This is a genomic window from Mucilaginibacter sp. 21P (genome assembly GCF_019331605.1).
Taxonomy (GTDB): domain Bacteria; phylum Bacteroidota; class Bacteroidia; order Sphingobacteriales; family Sphingobacteriaceae; genus Mucilaginibacter; species Mucilaginibacter achroorhodeus.
Genome location: NZ_CP063061.1, coordinates 3,261,555 through 3,277,569 on the forward strand (window position 1 = coordinate 3,261,555; position 16,015 = coordinate 3,277,569).

Genomic DNA, 16,015 nt, shown 5'->3' on the forward strand with positions numbered 1-16,015 from the left:
ATTACAACAAAAATGAAAACATATAAATGGCCTGTATTTGCTATGCTTTGGGTAACGATGATCATATCATCATGTGTTACTAAAAAGTATCAGCGGCCAAACCTAAATACTCAAACAGATAGGTTGTACCGTGATACCACAATTACGGACACAACATCGATTGCAACGATGCCAATCGAGCAGCTTTTTGCTGATGTTGAATTGCAAAACCTGATAAAGGAAGGCTTGCAAAATAATCTCGACCTTAAAACTGCCATGCAACGCATTAATGAGGCTTACGCAACCGTGCAACAAACTAAGGCTGCTTTGTTCCCAAGTTTATCTGCCAATGCACAGATCACGCGGACTAAAACTTCGTTGGCAAGTTTAAACTTTCCGCCGGAATTTGCCAGCTCGTTCATATTGACAACTACCACACATCAATTGGGCTTAAGCTCAAGCTGGGAGGCTGATATATGGGGTAAGCTAAGCAGTGCTAAGCGCTCTGCATTGGCTAATTTTTTTGCAAGTGACGCAGGCAAGCGTGCAGTACAAACACAACTAATAGCGAACATTGCCAATAATTATTATGCGCTATTAGCATTAGATAAACAACTGGCCATTACGCAGCAAACTCTCAAAAACCGCATTAACGATGTGGAGACAATGAAAGCGTTAAAAGAAAGCGCAATAGTTAACGGTGCCGCTGTAGTACAGAGTGAAGCTAACCGCTACGCCGCAGAAGTTACCATACCCGATCTTAAACGCAGCATCCGTGAAACGGAAAATGCGTTAAGTATATTGCTTGCCCGTACGCCTGGTACTATTAAACGCGGTTCGCTTGATGAGCAAAAACCTTACACCAATATGCAGGTAGGCGTACCGTCACAATTGTTAAAAAACAGACCGGATGTACAACAGGCAGAATTTGCTTTCCGGGCGGCCTTTGAGACTACAAACGCTGCTAAAGCATATTTTTATCCTTCGTTAACGATTACGGCGCAGGGTGGCGTGTCGTCATTGCTTATTAAAAACCTGTTCAGTAATTCCATCTTTTACAATATTATAGGTGGTTTAACGCAGCCGATATTTGCAAGGGGTGAGAACAAAGCACGTTTGCGTACCGCAAAAGCACAACAGGAAGAAGCATTTTATGCATTCCAGCAAAGTATATTAACTGCAGGCTCTGAGGTTTCAAACGCTTTATATGAATACGAAACCGCGGTTGAGAAACAAAACTCGCGCACGCAACAACTGGCAGCATTACAAAAGGCGGTAGATTATACAAAAGAGTTATTACGCTATAGTTCGGCCACAAATTATACCGATGTATTAACCTCCGAACAAAGTTTGCTGTCTGCGCAGTTGAGTGGTGTTAACGATAAACTGCAGCAATTGCAAGCCGTTGTTAATTTATACCGCTCACTTGGTGGTGGCTGGAGATAATTTCTATAACCGATACAACAAAAACCCCGCTGCGCACTTAAAACGCAGCGGGTTTTTTGTTAACGAAAACGCCTTGCCAAGGTCAAATTTGAATTTAAAGTATAAAATGCAGGCAGCGTTACGCATTTTTGCACGATGCGTATTAAACCGATAAGCGTACTTCTTAAGGAATCATCAGAAAATAACGAAAACACACTTAAGCGGTCTTTGGGGCCGATTAATCTTATTCTAATAGGGATAGGTATTATTATAGGTGCTGGTTTATTTTCACTAACGGGTATAGCGGCTGGCCAACACTCTGGGCCTGCCGTAACCATTTCTTTTGTGATAGCAGCATTAGGTTGTACGTTTGCTGCGCTATGCTATGCAGAGTTTTCTGCCATGATACCTGTTGCAGGTAGTGCGTACACATATTCATACGCCACAATGGGCGAATTATTTGCCTGGATAATAGGGTGGGACCTGGTGCTGGAATATTCGGTAGGTGCAGCAACAGTGGCCATTAGTTGGTCGCAGTACTTAATAAAATTCCTGTCCTGGTTTGATCTTTATCTGCCACAGCAACTAACCATGTCTCCATTTGAAAGCGTTAAAGGTGTGAATGGTGAAATAATAAGCGGCATAATTAATTTACCTGCCCTGCTTATCGTTATCCTGGTTACCAGCATCATTATCAGGGGCACAAAAGGCTCAGCAATGGTGAATGCCATCATTGTTACGCTTAAGGTGGGGGTTGTGCTGGTGTTCATAGCTGTAGGATGGTCTTTCATCAATCGACAGAACTATCATCCTTATATCCCGCAAAATACCGGTGTTTGGGGCGAGTATGGCTGGTCGGGTGTCTTACGAGGCGCCGGTTTAGTGTTTTTTGTATTTATTGGCTTTGATGCGGTGTCTACTGCCGCGCAGGAAGCTAAAAACCCGCAACGTAACATGCCCATGGGTATTATCGGGTCGCTTGTGGTGTGTACAATTTTGTTTGTGATCTTCGCCCATGTAATGACCGGATTGGCTAACTATAAAGAGTTTATAGGCTCAGGCGCGCCGGTAGCTATTGCCATTGAAAAAACCGGTTTTCCCTGGTTAAGTAAAGCGGTAGTTTTAGCTATCCTTATCGGCTATACATCTGTGATATTGGTTGATCTGTTAGGGCAATCAAGGGTTTTCTTCTCCATGTCGAAAGATGGCTTACTGCCAAAGGTGTTCTCAGAGGTTCACCATAAATTTCGCACGCCATGGAAATCCAATATCGTATTATGCGCCTTCATTGCTGTTTTTGCCGCATTTGTTCCTATAAGAGTAGTAGGCGAGATGACCAGTATCGGCACTTTGTTAGCTTTTGTGATGGTTTGCGCTGGTGTGCTTGTTATGCGAAAAAAGCAACCCGATGTATTTAGGCCATTTAAAACCCCGCTGGTGCCACTCGTGCCAATATTGGGCATCCTTACCTGTTTAGCTATGATGACCTTTTTGCCCGGCGATACCTGGTTAAGATTGATCATTTGGCTGGCTATAGGATTGGTTATTTACTTTTTTTATGGCAGGAAGCATAGTCGCCTCGCAAAGTAAACATCCAATTTACTGTAAAACACACTCCTTTAAGGAATAATATTCAATTACACATAGTCTGCCTAATAATTGTTAAAACAATTATTGGTTTTAGAAGTATTTGATAAAAAAACCACGTATGCTGCATTACCTGATTTACATGAGCCATGCTACCCAACCCATGAGCGATAATAACCTGGATGAGATACTTGCAACAGCTGTAAAAAACAACATTGAAAAGGATATAACCGGTATGTTAGTTTTTATAGACGAGCAAAGCGCGTTTAGTGATCACGGAAGATTTATCCAGGTATTAGAAGGTAGCGAGGAAACTGTTAAAGATATTTACAAAACAATATCTAAAGACGATAGGCATAACCAGATAACTGAATTATTCAGCTATCCTATTAAACAAAGAAATTTTCCTGATTGGATTATGGGTTTTAAGCGGGTTAGCGACACGTCCTCAGTGCCGGATGAGCTAAATAAATGGTTTGACCCAGATCACTTTCCTAAAGAAATGAACAAAGAAGGTGTGAATATTCCACTTACCTATCTCCGTTCATTTTATGATATCCACAAGTAATACATTTTAGTTTGCAAGCTTCCATTCTGGGCGCTCGTAGTGACAGGTATACCCGTAAGGATGTTTTTGAAGATAATCCTGATGCTCATCTTCGGCATCCCAAAAATCGCCTGCAGGCTCAACTTCTGTAACTATCTTACCTGGCCATACACCAGATGCATCCATTTCTGCTATCAGTTGTTGGGCAGTTTGTTTCTGCGTCTCATCCAGATAGTAAATTGCAGAACGGTATGATGTACCGATGTCATTACCCTGACGGTTTTTTGTTGTCGGGTTATGTATCTGGAAAAAATATTCCAGCAATTTACGGTAGGAAAGTATTTGAGGGTCAAAAGTGATCGCTATGCCTTCGGTGTGTGTGCCGTGATGGCGGTAGGTTGCATTAGGTACGTCACCGCCTGTATATCCAACACGTGTAGATTGCACGCCCGGTAGATGCCTTATTAACTCTTCAACGCCCCAGAAACATCCGCCTGCCAATATTGCTTTTTCAGTTGCCATAAATCAAATTTTGTTGTCACTAACTGTAATGCCAAATCCGTACCAATTAACTGATCCGGATTTATACTGGCCTTTATGGCAGCTATTCAAAATCAAAAAGGGAAAGCCTAACAGGCTGTCCCTTTTTCGTATAATTTATTTTCCTCCGGTTGTTAAGATGGAGACCATACCGCCATTGTTTTGTTCGTTAGCGTAATCAACAGCTTTTTTATGCTGTTTGTCCTGCGTATTGGCATCGGCACCACTGTTCACCAAAAGGTTAACGGCTTCTTTATTACCGGCTTTAGCGGCTACTATTAATGCTGTTTCTCCCATACCATTCTTCACTGATAATTTTGGATAGTGCTGAACAAGTAAGTTTAAAATCTCATCATCAGCTGTCCGCGCAGCGGCTATCATTACAGGTGTATTGCCATTTTTATCTTTAACATCGACATTTGCGTTGCGTTGCAGTAACAGTATCACTACACGTTCCTGTCCGCTTTTAACGGCGCTTAGTAAAGGCGTTTCGCCATTGCTGTCTCTGGCCTCAATATCGGCACCTTTGTAAAGTAAATGTTTTACCGCAAGAACATCGCGCTCATTAATAGCTGTAAATAAATTCTGAGAAAACGCAGTTGCCGTGCAAAGCAGGGGGAGAACTACCAAAGCAAGTTTTTTGATCATTGTGTATTTTATATGGAATTTCCTGAACTATACGATAAAGCGCCACTGTTAGTTTATGCATATTTATAGCGTCAGGTTTTAGCCGAGAGGGACGAAAAACAATCTTTCTAATCCCGAAATAAAAGTGGCGTCTTGAAGTCTGAGATGCATGTTGGTTAATTTTAAAACAACATGATTTCCTTAGTAGAAAATAAACCTTTGATTTACTAATGACACTACGATGACATTCATAGAGCACTCACCAAGTTTTAAAAAAGAAATAATGCACAAAAACATGCGTTTTCTTTTTCAATCGAAGTGAAAATTTGGCACGGTGTTTTATAATCACTGTCGAAAACGTTGAAATAATTTGGTACGTCTATGAAAAAAATATTGCTCGCTACCTTGTTAGCAGCATCGCTTTTTGCCTGTAAGAAAATAACAACAAATGATCCTGCTCCTGCAAACGGAGGTAACGATGACGCTGCAAAATACCCGCTGATGTTGGCCTCAAAATGGCAGCAAACTGCAGATACCACCAGGTTGATCGATAGCAACACCGTTGTAAACACCAATGGAAAATTGGTAACCGATGTGTATTATCAATTTAATATAAATGGTACGGGTGAACAGATAAACGCCAACAGCAAAACAGACCTTACCTACATTTTAAATGAAAAAAACATCATTATAACCCTGGCACCCGGCCAAAGCCAGCAGATGATACGGCCCGGAACTATCCGCTTGCTTAATGCCAACACATTATGCCTGTTTTTTGATGATATTAATGCAAACGGTGCAAGCAAATCAACACAGGTAATGTGGTTTAAAAAGGTAAACTAAATGGTAGTCAAAAGCTGATTAATTGATTTGATGAAAGCACTCTTTTAAATTCATCAACGTCCGCATTCTTATTTGTACTCCAGGCTACAAAACCATCTGGTCTGATAAGAAGGGCCTTAAGGCCAAATGTTTCAGTAGTTGTCGATTCGATGTATTTGATCCATTCATTGTCGGCAATACTTTTTAATGCATCATTATGCTCGAACGCTAAGATTGTCCATAACGCATCAGCCATCTTGTCGTTAATGGTTGTGCCATCGCTAAGCTTGAAAGCCGGTACGCTGTAACCCAACAGTGGGTGATCACCGCCAAGGTCATAGCGCATGTTTACCCCAGATATTCGGCCGGCGAAATATGTTGCCCCATCGCTGGTGTCCATCAGATCGCGAACGATGGCGTTGATGGCACGTGAACTCGGATCGGGCTTCATGATAGCTACCTGTGCCCGGGACCAGTCGAGCACCTTGGCGCCGATTGGATAGCGCTCGTTAAAATAAGTATTAAGCAGTTCGTCTGACGCGTGGCCGTTTATTACCGCGGCAAGTTTCCAGCCTAAATTCATGCCATCGCCTATGCCAAGGTTAAGCCCTTGCCCGCCGAGCGGTGCGTGGATGTGTGCAGCATCTCCTGCTAATAGTACCCTGCCTTTGCGGTAAGTGGTAGCTTGCCTTGCACGGTCTGTCCAGGTAGTAGCTGTATGTAATTTGTTTATTGTAACATCTGCGCCGTAAATTTTTCGGAGGACAGCCTGCAGATGTTCGCGTGTGACCGGCTGGTTTGAATTGTGAAAAGCGCCGCCATCAAAGTCCTGCATAATGAGGTAATCCTTTTGCGATAAAAGGTACATGCCCTTTTCGTTAGTGATACCGCCGGTATGCAATTTTTCAGGATCGGCAATATCAACTTTAGCCGAATAGCCGGTAAACTCGGGCTCGGTACCGGCAAATTCAATCCCGGCGGCTTTTCTTACAATGCTGCGGCTGCCATCGCAACCCACAAGCCATTGTGACGTGAATGTAGTTTCTCCTGCTTGAACAATAATCATTTCGGGATTTTTAGTAAACCCCGTTATGTGCAAGCCGTTCATTATTTCGACGCCTAATTCTGTTGCGCGTTTTAAAAGCACAGTCTCGATCTCTTCCATAGAGGTGAATAAACTGGTATCAAGGGCATCGGGCAGGCGATATTTCCATTGCGATGCATCTATTTTTGCGCGATTGATAGGTATTCTGGCGAAGTGACCTAAACCGGGTGCTTTTTCGCCGGGCTTGGGATTGCTATTGATGTGTGGGGTTTTAAATTGCTTGTGTAATTCCATCTGTTGAAGTAGTCCCCTTCGGTATAATGCTTCAATGGAAACCGAATTTAATCCGCGTAATCCAAATGGTAATTGCTTATGCACTGAACATGATCCGGCGTTTTTCTCAAGTACGAGAACACTGCATTTAGCGAGCGCCAACTCGCAAGCCAGGAATAAGCCCACCGGCCCGCCGCCGGCTATAATAACATCGTAAGTATGATTGCTTTGTGTATTTATCATTTTGTTTTAATTGATACACAAAGGTGACAAGCGCCGAGATCTCAGGATTGTACAAATGCGACAAAATCGTCGCCGTAACTTTCTTGCCGTAATTTAGCTTTTCGGGTAAATGCGGCGGGTGTAGTGCCGCTGTAACGCTTAAATTCTCTGGTTAGGTGGCCCTGATCGGCGTAGCCGACCTCATTGGCAAGTTGAGCCAGATTTACCTTAGGTTCGCTCCATAGCCTGTTGCGAACCTGCTCAAAGCGCATCAGTCCGGCTACATCTTTTACAGTGTGGCCGGTGGCCTGCTTAAATTTACGTTCAAGGGTACGTACCGTTGCATGCGCAGCTTCCGCTACTGAACTGACGCCCACGCTTCCTTTGTTTTCAGTAAGGGAGTTTCCGGCTTTAAACAAGGTTGCATCAGTAGCACGCACAGATACATGATAATTTAAAAAGAAACTTTTTAACGTATCTATGGCTCTTTCGGGCTCGTTATTCTCTACAAACTTTTCAATTACAGTATATAAAGCAGTAATGGGGTGATTAAATTGCTTTACAGAATCTTTTCCCACAGGTAATTCTAAAAGATCGAACACTGTCCACGGGTAACATCTTACGCCAATAACCTGCATGCGCCCCTTAACGCGAAATATCAATGGCTGATTGAGTAAGCCTACCATAAAGGGAGAGGGCATTGGTTTGGACAAGCCGCTGGTATCAAGCAAACTCATCTCACTAAACTGAAAGATTATTTCGGCATAGCCATCAGGTACAACTTCAAAATCAGCATAGCCATCGCCAAAATCCTTGTCGGTATACCAAAAGCATTTAATGGCCTCTTTTAATTCTGTGGGCGACTCATATTCCTGATGAAACATTCCGTAAGATACAACCTTGCTTTTACTTAACGCAACATTAAGCTTTAGCTGCCTTAACAAGCGGGATAACCTTAGTGCCTATTAACTCTATTGAATGCATCAGTTGCAAGTGAGTTAAGCCCGCGTTGTCCATTTGAAATGTAAAACGTTCTACGCCGCCCAGCGCTTCGCTGTGATGCAACAGTTTCTCGGCCACGCGTTCCGGGCCACCAACAACAAGCACGCCCTCGGGGGCAATAAGGCTATCAAACTGGTAACGTGTTACCGGCGGCCAGCCGCGCTCACGTCCAAGCTTAGTCCACAATTCAGCATAACCGGGATAGTATTCTTCAACCGCTTTTTCGTCGTTATCAGCTACAAAGCCGGGCGAATGCAGGCCAACGGTTAATTCGTTTGGTTTGTAACCTGCACGGGCACCCGCTTCCCGATAAAGATCAACCAGCGGACGGAAACGTGAGGTGTTGCCGCCAATAATTGCAACCATCAGCGGTAGCCCCAAAGCACCTGCTCTTGCAAACGATTCCGGCGTGCCGCCAACCCCCAGCCATACAGGGAGTTTCTTTTGCAACGGACGTGGGTATACTGGCAAGTTATTAATGGGCGCACGGAACTTACCGCGCCATGTTACAAACTCCTCATCACGGATCTGCAATAAAAGATCAAGCTTTTCGCGGAAAAGCGCATCATAGTCGTCAAGGTCAAAACCAAATAGGGGATAGGCTTCTATAGATGAACCACGGCCGACAACTAATTCAGCTCGGCCTTTAGATATCAGGTCTAAAGTGGCAAAACTTTGAAAAACCCTAACCGGATCGGCCGCACTTAGAACGGTAACCGCACTTGTAAGGCGTATTTTTTTTGTCTTGGCTGCTGCAGCTGCAAGAATAACAGCTGTTGCCGAATCCAAAAACTCTTTTTTGTGATGTTCGCCAATGCCAAAAACATCGAGCCCAACCTGGTCGGCCAGCTCAATACGTTCAAGCAATTGTTCCATAGCAACAACCGGTGTTAATTCATTTGATCCGTAAAGTGCCGATGCGAAACTATCGATGCCTATTTCCATACTACAATTTCAATAATTAGATGTTAAAACATGCAATTTTATTGTCATATCCGCAAGCGTGTGATTTTTTCCACATCAAAATAAATTGAGGACATATTTTATACATTTGAAAGCACAATACAATTATCATGCAGGAACCACAAGCATTAAACCAGGTAGCCGAGTTTCACCGTACTTTTAAACACCCAATTTTAGAAAGCCCGGCCATCCCGGATAAAAAACGCTGCGACTTACGTGTTGCCCTGCTTGCCGAAGAAGTTAAAGAATTGCAAGAAGCGGTAAACGATAACAACCTGGTTGAAATAGCTGATGCCCTGGCCGATATACAATATGTTTTGGCCGGTGCGATATTGGAGTTTGGTTTAGCAGACAAGTTCAAAAAGATTTTTGACGAAGTGCACCGCTCAAACATGAGCAAAGCCTGTAAGTCTGAAGAAGAAGCCAACTCAACCATCGCGCACTACAAAGCAAAGGACGGCAGTGAATCATACGCTTTGCAAGAGGAGGAGCGCTTTTTGGTTTATCGTACTGCTGATAACAAAACGCTTAAATCAGTTAACTACTCGCCTGCTGATCTGAAGAGTATTATTGAGCGTTAAGGATCTTATCCAGCTTAAAATAACCTAACTGTACCTCATCTTCGGGCGGGTTTGCATTTGGTGTGATGTTGATCTGAAATTTTGCCTTTTGATGAGGTGCAAGAATATCTTCTATACGGTATATCTCATCTACATCAATGCCATATTTATCATCTACGTGTGCGTTTGCGCCATTACCGTTGGCAATACTGTTGGTTTTAAAGAAGATGGTCTTTTTTGCTTCCTGCGTAGCTGTACCCTTATCAGGATGCACACTGAGCAGGGTGTAGTGCTGTTCAACCAAGTCGGTGTCTTTGTAGCCGCCCAGATTAATGAAGAATAACTTATTTTCCTGTTCAGCCTGCTGCTCTGCTGCTCTTTCTGTAATATTAATACCGTAGCCGTTCACGCTGTTCACTTCGCGCCAGCCATCAATATGCAGGCTCTTTCCGGCCTCCGGCCAAAAAGCTTTTATTTCCGGAATGAGTTCCTTTAATGAAGTTGCTATCCCGAAAAAAAAGTCGTGCTGTTCAACATTACGAGCAGGGGCTTTTGAGCCCAGTAGCAGCATGAATAATTTATAGTTAATAGATGGTTGCTGGTTCATCTTTAAAAATACTTTTTACGATAATTTCTGATGCAGCCTCGCCAAAGTCAAGGCCCGAATAATCCGGATTGAAGCCGCCAATATACGGAACCGACATCACATAAATACGATCGTTTAAAGCTCCGTAATCATCAATTGCTTCAAAGGTGTCGTTGATTGTAATGCCCGGAACGTTGAGATAATAATTGCCCTTACCATCGGTTTGGGCCTTATCGTTACCATCATTCATGGCTTGCAAGCCTTCATCACTGCTTTTGAACTTTACACGAGCCGGAGTAATCACACGGTTCTCTCTTAAAGATGCGAACGGAAACTGTTCAAAGTTCAGATGTTTTTGCCCCGTGGCATCTACGTAAGTTTTGTAATACTGCTTATTTTTTTTGCCTTTATCGTCTGTGTAATAATAGGTTGCGCCTTCCGTGCCCGGTTCTACGTAGCTGTCATCCCCAACAGAGATCAGATCCAATAAGCCCGCATTATGTAATGCCATCAACTCCTCTACAGAGCTTTGTGGAATGAAGGCAATCACAACGGATATCAATGGCATTAAGGTTTTCTGCAGGCGAAGCATATCTTCGGCCGAGAAGTATTTGGCCGGATAATTCATCGCGAAGCTAAGTATAGCCAGCATCTCCTTCCAGTAAACAGAGCGCCGTTGCTCTATAGATGCTTCAGCTTCATCGTATTCTATCTTTAGCAACTTAAATGGATCCATGCTTTCGCGGAGGCTCATCATCTTATCCACAAATTGTTCCATGTTCATGTCCTTTATCTCATCGTAAAAAGCAGGACGCTTCTTTTTGAGGGGAAGCTTAAAATCGTGCTCAAAAACATAATCTAACGATAAGAAACCACTGTTACCTTCCCGGTGAGCTTTTATTTGCTCGGGTGTTAAGGTATCTGTCTTTGAAAGATGAGGATCTTCAAGGTGAAAGCGTACAGCCGGCAACAATCCATTGCGCGAATGCATCACAATTCTAAAGCCTTCACTATCGGGATTAAGCTTGTAAGTAATTAAGCCGTTCTCACCCTTACCGTACGCCCCGTTGTGGCGCGATAGCGTGCGTATGGCATCTATTGCTGTTAACGAAGAGCCTTTTACAGCAACCGGATGATCGAGCTTTAAAGCCAGTTTTTTAGGCGGATAAGGCGAATCAAAAAAGCCGGGTATTTTTTCTTCATCTTTTTTTGGCCAGTTATGCCCAGTGCATATTACAACAGTATCGAAAACCAGTTTCTCGTCATTATTAACAACTACAGTAACCATTTCCTGTTCTGGATGGTCTATAATGTCTGTCACACAGCAACCGTATCTCACCTCATGCTTAATTTGTTTATCTTTAGCTTGTTGTAGCAATAGTTTAAACTGGGCGTTTAAATATTGACCGAACAGCAGCCGTGGTAATACTTTGTAATCATTAAACTTAGATGGGTTGATGTGGTATTTATCCAGCGTATCCTTAGATATTGTTTTTACCCAATCGCTGATGCCGGTAACAATTTCCGGTATCTCGTTGCCGGATACGTTGGTTACATGCTCGTCATTAGCGCCATCGTGAGAATAGGGCATACCAGCACCCAGTTGCTGGTTTTTCTCGAAAACGGTTATGGAGATATCGGTGTGACCGCTCTCAACCAAACGTTTAAATACGAATAAGCTGCTTGGACCACCGCCCAGGATAGCTATTTGCTTAATTATCTTCAATTAATAAAAAATATCTTAGAAATTAAATTATCAACTACCTAAACAACTTATTGTTTTAAAATGGCACAAAACAAAACTATCCCAACAGCAATATGCGTAGAAGACTTTTTGAACGCTATTGGTGATACAGCCAAACGCGATGATGCGTTTAAGCTTTTGGCCCTATTAAAGGATGAGACAACGTTGCAGCCCAAACTGTGGGGAACGGCCATTGTTGGTTTTGGTAGTTACCATTACAAATATGAAAGCGGGAGAGAAGGTGACGCGCCGCTTGTTGGTTTCTCGCCGCGGAGTAAGGAGTTTGCAATTTATTTGGCAGCCGAATTTGCTGATAAGGAAAAGTTGTTACAACAGCTTGGCAGACACAAGACGGGCATAAGTTGCCTTTACATCAAAAAGCTGGCGTATATTGATGAAAAGATTTTAAAGAAAATGGTAAACAATTCCGTAAGCCATCTTAAAACGGTTTACGATTAAAAAATAAGCCACACATCAATTGTTGATATGTGGCTTTGTCGGAAGATCACATTCCCCCTATTTTATTAGTATGACCGTCCGTGCTGTACCAGGCTTTAGTGCCGTGCGATATTGTAAAATTGCAAGCAAAAGTTCAACTCATCAATACCGCAAATGCGGTATAATGCTTTAGTTAGGAAAAGCCACGATGATGTTAAATAAAAATTAAGTTGATGCAAATGAATTGGTTAGGTGCCGCTTTAATAAAATTTGAAAAAAAAGTTTGCAAGGGTAGGTAAAAAAGCTACTTTTGCAATCCCAAACGAGAACAAACGGGATGTAGCGTAGCCCGGTATCGCGCCACATTTGGGATGTGGAGGCCGCAGGTTCGAATCCTGCCATCCCGACAAAAAGCGATATCAAGTATCAAAAACCCTGTACCAAAGTGCAGGGTTTTTTGTTTTATATGGTTGTCGTTATTCGTCCCTAAGTGTTTTTACCGGATTGGTTAGTGCTGCTTTGTAGGTAAGATAAGCTGTAGCCAAAAACGATATCAACATTAATACAAGTATAGGCAGTACAAATTGCCACCATGTAAGCTGCACTTTAAACGCATAACCCTGCAGCCATTGGTATATCAATAGTACCGCTGCTGGTATTGCTACTAAACTGGCGGCAATGACTAATTTAAGCAGATCGGCGGCAAGTAACCTGACAATACTTTGAGCGGATGCCCCTAATACTTTGCGTACACCAATTTCTTTTTTACGCCTCGCAGTAGCATAAGCGGTTAAGCCAAACAGGCCCAGGCAAGCGATGACCACAGCTATAGCCGAAAACAGCATGAATACCTGACCAAAATGTACATCCTGTTCATATTGCCTTGCGTAAAAATCATCAAGAAAGAATTGGTCGAACGAAGACTCGGGAAAGAATTGCGCCCAAAGGTCACTAAGTTGCCGTGATGTGGATTTTGCCTTGGATTGGTCGATCTCGAAGGAGATATATTTTAATGGCACCCAAGTCAATTTAGGATCCATAAATAATACGGTTGCCGCGTAGCCTTCTTTTAAGGATTGTTGATGAAAATCTTTTACAACACCAATAACCTCGTTAGGCTCTTTGTCTAATGACTCTATCCATATTTTTTTACCAACTGCGTCTTGAGCAGAACTGAACCCAAATCGCTTTACCGCTTCCTGGTTTAGGATCACTTTGGTAGAATCGGTTGTGAAGCCTCTATCAAATGCACGACCCGCAATTAGCTGCGGTTTGTAGAGCTTCATAAAGTCAAAATCGACCCGCAGCATCTCATACAGCCTTTCTGTTGATTTAGGCGTGCCATAGCGCCGGCATGCTGCCCCCATACCTACTTGCCTGCCCGGAACAGCGCCTGAAACCGTAGCCTGACGCACGCCTGTAATGTTCAAAGCATTGTTTTTAAAATCGTTTACCTTTTGAATGTAGTTATTGGTATTGGCCGGGGCCTTCACCACTAAGGTTTGCTTCAGGTTTATGCCAGTATCTTCGGTATTCATATAAATAACCTGCCTGTAAACTGCCACTGTACCTGCTAATAATAGCAGCGATGAAGCAAATTGGAAAAACACCATTCCCTTACGTAGCCAGGTTCCTGTTTTAGAAAGTGCAAAACGGCCTTTTAGCACTTTAACCGGCTTTAACTTTGATAGTATAATAGCTGGATAAAGACCTGAGAGAATAATACTTGCAACAAAGGCTACGCAAACCTTTACAACCAATTCGCCATCTATCAGCAAACTAAAAGTCTGCGTATCGCCGGATATATTTTTAAAGAGCAAGCTGATCGCGCCTACTAACAATACAGAGAAAGTAAGCGATATAATGTTTACTATAAAGGATTCCAGGAAAAACTGAAATACCAGCTGGCTGGTGTGTGCACCACTAACTTTCCTGATACCGACCTCACGCGCACGATCTACCGATTTTGTAGTTGCCAGGTTGATATAATTAATACAGGCAATCAGTAAGATGATATAGGCCATTACGCTAAGAAAGCCAACAGCCTGTCGATTACCCTTTGCTTCCATCTCGTACGGTTTGGCAGCGTTTAAATGAATGTTTTTTAGCGGTACCAATTCAACACCCCAGCTTAGTTCCTTTAATGGCTCGGCTGTTTTAAAGCGTTCCGCCACGGCCGGGAATTTTTGTGCTACGGCTGAGGGGTCAACACCCGGCTTCAATTTTAGAAATGTGTAATTCTCATGCTGATACCAAAATTCTTTTATCCAGTTAGGCGCCGTTGCCCAAGAAACGAGCATATTAAACTGCAAAGTAGAATTAGCCGGCAGATCTTTAAATACACCTGTTACCAGGCAATGATAAGTCTCGAAACGAGATGATAGCTCCAACCTTTTGCCCACGGCTTGTTGAGGATCACTGAAATACTTTTTGGCTTCGGCTTCAGAAATCACCACGGTGTTCACCTCTTTCAGTGCCGAATTTTCATCTCCCTTAAGTAAGGGTAATTTAAAAAATGATAAAAAGTTGCTATCTGCAAAGCACACCTTTTGCTCACGATATTTTGTATCACCATACCTCACTACGCGCTCATTGCCATTCCAACTTATCCGAGCATAGCTGGCAATGCCCGGAATGTTATCATACATGGCTTTTGCATAACCATTACTTGCAGTAGACCAGGCATCGGTAAGTTCGCCTTGTTTATAAAAACGGCTTTCAGCACGATATATATGATCAGCGCCCGGATACATGGTATCGAAGCTCTTTTCATACTGTACGTATGCGCTTATAGCAATAAACGCCGCCAGCCCTAAACTAAGGCCAACCACATTGATAAAGGTATATGAGATGTTTTTAATTAGGTTGCGATAAGTCACCAATAGCAGATTGCGTAACATAGAAAAGGTGTTTTCGCTAATCTACAATAATTCAGTATTTTCTGATAAATAAGCTATCGAGCAAATAGAAAATCTCATTCATCGCTATGCTCTTTTTCTATGGTGATCCGTAAGTGATCAGAAGGGCAGGGGTGTTTGCGCAGGAAATCTACACGTTGTTCGGCGGTATAGTTGCCATTTATCCAGGTCTTGATGTCGCCGCGTTCCAATATGGCTGGCATACGGTCATGGATCTCAGCCATAGCCGAATTTGGTGGCATGGTGATCATGGCGAAAGTTGGCAGCAGGATGCTGGTTTTGATATCGAACCAGATATCCCATAAGCCTGCAATATAAAAAGGCTTGCCATCCTTGCGTTCTATACGGTATTTGCGTTGCTGCTCGCGGTTATATTCAAAAAAAGCTTGTATGCGTATTACACAATGCCTCTTGCCCGCAATGTCTTTCCACATAGGCACTACGAATAAAGATTCGATACGCGCATGCTTGTTCTTGCTGTGTATGCGGTCATCATCAGCGTTCAGCAAACCCCATCTAAATTGCTGCACCTTATCAGGTATGGCATCAGTAACTACAGGTAGCATAGAACCTGGATTACCCGCGCTATTACTTTTGGGCGCATATGATGCGCCGTCGCGTTTAATAATTTTGATGTCTTTTTGTTCACCAATCTCTACGTGTCCGCACATAAAACTAATTTTATTAGTTCAAAGCTAATAAAATTAGTAATTAATAACAAATTTTAATTTGAAGTA

General features: G+C 42.8%; 15 protein-coding genes and 1 tRNA gene. 7 read left to right on the forward strand and 9 right to left on the reverse strand.

Annotation, left to right across the window (positions count from 1 at the left end; translation table 11 throughout):
- The first annotated feature begins 12 nt into the window (after positions 1-12).
- From INP83_RS14525 to INP83_RS14535, 3 genes are all read left to right on the forward strand, one after another.
- Positions 13-1,425 carry an efflux transporter outer membrane subunit gene (locus INP83_RS14525; protein WP_219124818.1) on the forward strand — a complete coding sequence of 471 codons (1,413 nt, stop codon included), beginning with the start codon at positions 13-15 and terminating at the stop codon, positions 1,423-1,425.
- A 135-nt stretch (positions 1,426-1,560) separates the two neighbouring features.
- A complete protein-coding gene (locus tag INP83_RS14530; RefSeq protein ID WP_219124819.1) occupies positions 1,561-2,994 on the forward strand; it encodes an amino acid permease in 1,434 nt (477 codons plus the stop codon).
- A 118-nt stretch (positions 2,995-3,112) separates the two neighbouring features.
- The gene (locus tag INP83_RS14535; protein ID WP_219124820.1) at positions 3,113-3,559 is read left to right on the forward strand and encodes a BLUF domain-containing protein; all 447 of its coding nucleotides are present in this window, start codon (positions 3,113-3,115) and stop codon (positions 3,557-3,559) included.
- A 6-nt stretch (positions 3,560-3,565) separates the two neighbouring features.
- Here the strand turns inward: INP83_RS14535 and msrA are convergent, their stop codons facing one another.
- Together msrA and INP83_RS14545 are read right to left on the reverse strand one after the other, a co-directional pair.
- Positions 3,566-4,060, reverse strand: coding sequence for a peptide-methionine (S)-S-oxide reductase MsrA (gene msrA / locus INP83_RS14540; RefSeq protein ID WP_219124821.1), 495 nt, complete (start codon positions 4,058-4,060; stop codon positions 3,566-3,568).
- 135 nt (positions 4,061-4,195) lie between these two features.
- Positions 4,196-4,726: an ankyrin repeat domain-containing protein gene (locus INP83_RS14545; protein ID WP_219124822.1), complete on the reverse strand. Its 531-nt coding sequence runs from the start codon at positions 4,724-4,726 to the stop codon at positions 4,196-4,198.
- A gap of 360 nt (positions 4,727-5,086) precedes the next feature.
- Here INP83_RS14545 and INP83_RS14550 point away from each other — a divergent pair, with 360 nt between their 5' ends.
- Entirely contained in the window at positions 5,087-5,548 is a 462-nt protein-coding gene (locus INP83_RS14550; RefSeq protein ID WP_219124823.1) for a hypothetical protein, read from the forward strand.
- Between the two features lie 7 nt (positions 5,549-5,555).
- On the opposite strand, the gene INP83_RS14555 is transcribed toward INP83_RS14550, so the two are convergent.
- Genes INP83_RS14555 through INP83_RS14565 form a run of 3 tightly spaced genes read right to left on the reverse strand, consistent with a single transcriptional unit; the run spans position 5,556 to position 9,014 of the window.
- Complete coding sequence (locus INP83_RS14555) at positions 5,556-7,088, reverse strand: FAD-dependent oxidoreductase (protein ID WP_219124824.1); 1,533 nt, start codon at positions 7,086-7,088, stop codon at positions 5,556-5,558.
- 41 nt (positions 7,089-7,129) lie between these two features.
- A complete protein-coding gene (locus tag INP83_RS14560) occupies positions 7,130-7,951 on the reverse strand; it encodes a helix-turn-helix domain-containing protein (protein ID WP_219124825.1) in 822 nt (273 codons plus the stop codon).
- 37 nt (positions 7,952-7,988) lie between these two features.
- Positions 7,989-9,014, reverse strand: a complete 1,026-nt coding sequence (locus tag INP83_RS14565) for an LLM class flavin-dependent oxidoreductase (protein ID WP_219124826.1) — start codon at positions 9,012-9,014, stop codon at positions 7,989-7,991.
- 128 nt (positions 9,015-9,142) lie between these two features.
- On the opposite strand from INP83_RS14565, the gene INP83_RS14570 reads away from it, so the two are divergent.
- Positions 9,143-9,613, forward strand: coding sequence for a nucleoside triphosphate pyrophosphohydrolase family protein (locus tag INP83_RS14570; protein ID WP_219124827.1), 471 nt, complete (start codon positions 9,143-9,145; stop codon positions 9,611-9,613).
- Here the strand turns inward: INP83_RS14570 and INP83_RS14575 are convergent.
- Positions 9,600-10,199: a DUF1543 domain-containing protein gene (locus INP83_RS14575; RefSeq protein WP_219124828.1), complete on the reverse strand. Its 600-nt coding sequence runs from the start codon at positions 10,197-10,199 to the stop codon at positions 9,600-9,602. The genes INP83_RS14570 and INP83_RS14575 overlap by 14 nt on opposite strands.
- On the reverse strand, positions 10,177-11,904 hold the full coding sequence (locus INP83_RS14580; RefSeq protein WP_219124829.1) for an FAD/NAD(P)-binding protein: 1,728 nt from the start codon (positions 11,902-11,904) through the stop codon (positions 10,177-10,179). The genes INP83_RS14575 and INP83_RS14580 overlap by 23 nt, the downstream gene beginning before the upstream one ends.
- A gap of 60 nt (positions 11,905-11,964) precedes the next feature.
- Between INP83_RS14580 and INP83_RS14585 the strand changes: the two genes are divergently transcribed.
- Both INP83_RS14585 and INP83_RS14590 read left to right on the forward strand, forming a co-directional pair.
- A complete protein-coding gene (locus INP83_RS14585; RefSeq protein WP_219124830.1) occupies positions 11,965-12,381 on the forward strand; it encodes a DUF1801 domain-containing protein in 417 nt (138 codons plus the stop codon).
- A gap of 312 nt (positions 12,382-12,693) precedes the next feature.
- Positions 12,694-12,767 (forward strand) — tRNA-Pro (locus INP83_RS14590).
- A 69-nt stretch (positions 12,768-12,836) separates the two neighbouring features.
- Here the strand turns inward: INP83_RS14590 and INP83_RS14595 are convergent.
- Together INP83_RS14595 and INP83_RS14600 are read right to left on the reverse strand one after the other, a co-directional pair.
- Positions 12,837-15,260 (reverse strand): ABC transporter permease, encoded by a 2,424-nt coding sequence (locus INP83_RS14595; protein WP_219124831.1) that lies wholly within the window; start codon positions 15,258-15,260, stop codon positions 12,837-12,839.
- 74 nt (positions 15,261-15,334) lie between these two features.
- Positions 15,335-15,949, reverse strand: a complete 615-nt coding sequence (locus INP83_RS14600) for an SOS response-associated peptidase (RefSeq protein WP_219124832.1) — start codon at positions 15,947-15,949, stop codon at positions 15,335-15,337.
- Between the last annotated feature and the right edge of the window lie 66 nt (positions 15,950-16,015).